Origin of the sequence: Nostoc flagelliforme FACHB-838 (assembly GCF_014698065.1) — a bacterium.
GTDB classification, from domain to species: domain Bacteria; phylum Cyanobacteriota; class Cyanobacteriia; order Cyanobacteriales; family Nostocaceae; genus Nostoc; species Nostoc flagelliforme_B.
Map to the genome: position 1 here is coordinate 1 of NZ_JACJSI010000527.1, position 3438 is coordinate 3438.

Here is a 3438-nt window from a genome sequence, read left to right on the forward strand (position 1 = left end):
GTCTTCTCATTGATCTTGTTCTTAAGTCAAGTGCATTTTTTCCGCCTTTGTTTATGCTTATCTTACTTAATTTCTCAAGCTCACCCTATACCAAATTAGATGAGCTTACCCTGCTCTCAATGCAGCAATCAATCAAGTAAAACTTACTCCAGTAAATTTGTTAGCATTACAAAACTTGGGAGATGTTTTACGTTTACTCGGTAGCTTGGATGAATCAGAAATAGTTTAAAAAAAAACGTTATAATCCGTTAAACAGATAACGCCAAATCAAGATATTAGTTTAATTTTATTATCACTGGGAGATAGTAAACAGTCAATGTATGAGCGTTCACGCTCGCAGTCAAAATGGATAGAAGAACTAGTTTATAAAAAAGAAGCTGTTGCTAGAGTTCAGCAAAATGCACTCTTGTCACTTGAGTATTACCAACAAATAAATAATCTGGCAAATGCTTCTACTATTGTAAAAGTGCAGGCTCAACTCCGAAGTTTAAGATTATTGTTAGATTTTGATGGATGGCTATTAATACAGTCACAGACAAGCCAGAGGTTTACAAATACTAAAATTAATATTAATCAACAAATTCAACTTTTAATAGATTCAATAATGAAAGACTCTTCCTCTTTCGATAAATTGCCTATTAATCAATCTGTCCATGCCAAGCTTAACTTCTCTGATAGTCTAAATAAAACTTATAATAAAAGTTTACAACCTGTAGCTATACAGTATGCTGAATCTGCCTTACAAACTGCCCAAAGTATCAACAATCAACTTCTGCAATCCTTCTGTTGGGGAATGCTAGGCGAATTAAAACCAGATAAATCAGAACCATACTTTAGGCAAGCTTTAGAGTTTGCTCAATCAATTCAGGCATGGGATATCGCATACCAATGGCAGCAACAGTTGGGTGATTTATATCGAGAACAGGGAAAGTATAAACCTGCTTCCAAGATGTACCAAGCAGCTATTGATAACCTAATGCAAGTTCGTACTAATCTTTTAACTAGTAATCCCGACACACAATTCTTTTTCTATGAAAAAGTAGAACCTGTTTACCGGAATTACCTAAAATTGCTATTAGCAAACCCTTCTACTAATATACGAAAAGTAATACAACTACATGAAGAATTTAAAATAACAGAGCTAGAAAATTATCTTCAGTGTGGCAAGCTTAATCTTATTTCTTTGAATCAAATTCAGGATTTAGATATTAAACCAACAATTATTCATGTAATTGACTTATCAGATAGCATAGAAGTCATCTCTCAATCTCCTAACCAACCTCTTCATCATCACTCTATTGATCCTCAACTAATTAAAGAGCATATTAACAATCTTGTAAACGTTTTACAAGACAAAAATCTTGTTTACACTAGCGAAAATGTTATTCTTGCTCATTCTCAAGCCCTTTATAGATTAATTATTGCACCTATCAAGTATTTACCAGCATCAGGAATGCTAGTATTTACTTTAGATGCATCTTTTCAAAGTCTACCGATGGGCTTGCTTCATGATGGGAAAAATTATCTAATCGAACGCTACGGTATTACAGGAACTTTGGGATCAAGAGTGCAACCACCTAAGATTTTACCTCCCAAGGAATTAAGGGCTTTCATTGCTGGGCTCAGTAAAGTAAGTCCTAGTTTTTACGCTCCGAATGCTCCCAAAGGACTTAAAGCATTGCCAGGGGTGGAAGTAGAAATAGCAAATGTCAAAAAAGAAATTCCTTCTTAAAAAGTATTATTAAATGAAGAATTTCTTAGTCCAATGCTAGATAAAGAATTGAGTACAGGTGATTTTTCAATACTTCATCTAACTACTCACGCTCAATTTAGTTCTGTTGCTGACAAAACAATGATTTTCGCTTGGGATAAACCAATTACTGTTTCAGAATTTAATACTTTGCTCAAAGAAAAAACCCAGTCTAATCAAGAAGGAATTGAGTTATTAGTTTTAAGTGCTTGCGAAACAGCCAAAGGTAATAAAAGATCCGCGTTAGGAATGGCTGGAGTGGCAGCACAAGCCGGAGCCAGAAGTACCATAGCTACTCTTTGGCAAGTAGATGCTAATTCCAGTGCTTTACTTCTGAAAATATTTTATCAAGGATTGAAAGAAGGTTTAACCAAAGCCGAAGCATTACGTCTTGCACAATTACAAATGATATCAAACCCTCAATACCAACACCCTTTCCATTGGGCAGCATTTTTACTTATTGGCGGCTGGCTATAATTTCATGAACAAGTTAACCACCTTTCAACCTTTCCACCAATTTCAACCCTGATTGTACCTTTTCTAATTCAGATGTTTTACCACTATTATTTGCTAATTTAGCTGCTATAGTGTAGCTTTGCTCCGCTTCATCTATTAACAAAGCTCCTAAATAACGATCACCTAGTAGTCTGTAGATAGTTGGATTTTTACTACCTGCCATGACTCGTGCTTTTAACGTCTTAATTGATTCATCTAAAAGAAGCTTTGACATATATATAGCATCCATATCCCAGAAAGCGGCTTCATCAGGTGGCAATCCCAAGTTTTTGATTTGTTTGACTTCATCTATAATTTGCTGAACATCATCAACAGGTAAAAGATGGACTACTAAAGGACTATAATTCAGAGGTTGCTCACCACGGTTACTAATGATAGTGATTGTATACGTATTCCCGTACTGTAATTCTTTTTGTTCTTGAGGATATGGTAGGGTTGTAATGTCTTTTACATCTTTCTCCCACTCGACACCATTGCCTTTTACTACTACCGTATAGCTATCAGCATCTACTACTGAGCGCCAAGAGATTTCTGGTCTATTATTTATAATTGAACCGCGGTAAGGACTAGTTACAATCGGCAAATTTTTTTCGTTATCTGGCCCTTTGTAGTCATGTGGGCAATGGACTATATTTAATACTGAACACTGTACAGCTTCGTTAGGTGGTGGCGCACATATTTGTGTATTAAAAATAGTACTCTGCTTCAAATACAGAAATTTTCGATTTGAAAAGCAAATAATTTTGACTACACTTCCGTTTTTAGGATTGATCCGCTCTCCTAGACACAAATATTTTCCCGATCTCAGGGAGCGATCGCCCGTGCTATAAACTCGACCACTTGGTTCATTGCACAAATTCTTTTGTAATATTCGTTCCTGTCCCCATCCACTATTAGGAGCCAAAAAGATTAGTGTTAATATTGATACGAAAGTTGTAAGTCGGCGGACTGCAAAGGCTCTTTTAGTTTGGCTGGTCAGCATTACAACAAGACAGAATAGGTACTTACAATTCGCATCTTAATGTAAGTAGAGAATAAATAAGTATAAAGTTTAGTTGCTATAGGACTAGTATTTGATTTCTGAAAAAGCTCCGTACATTTGAAGAGTCGCAAAATCAAAGTTAGTGTGTCGGAGAAACCACTCAAACATCCATTTGAGATGAGAAAACGAA

General features: G+C 35.7%; 1 protein-coding gene and 1 pseudogene. One reads left to right on the top strand and one right to left on the bottom strand.

Features of this window, described 5'->3' with window-relative positions; translation table 11 throughout:
- The first annotated feature begins 976 nt into the window (after positions 1-976).
- A pseudogene (locus H6G97_RS55230) lies at positions 977-2227 on the top strand (CHAT domain-containing protein).
- A 13-nt stretch (positions 2228-2240) separates the two neighbouring features.
- On the opposite strand, the gene H6G97_RS48025 reads toward H6G97_RS55230, so the two are convergent.
- Complete coding sequence (locus H6G97_RS48025; protein WP_190947374.1) at positions 2241-3248, bottom strand: hypothetical protein; 1008 nt, start codon at positions 3246-3248, stop codon at positions 2241-2243.
- Between the last annotated feature and the right edge of the window lie 190 nt (positions 3249-3438).

Coding starts and splice junctions, on each gene's coding strand:
- H6G97_RS48025 (WP_190947374.1), bottom strand. CDS start 3,248: ATGCTGACCAGCCAAACTAAAAGAGCCTTTGCAGTCCGCCGACTTACA.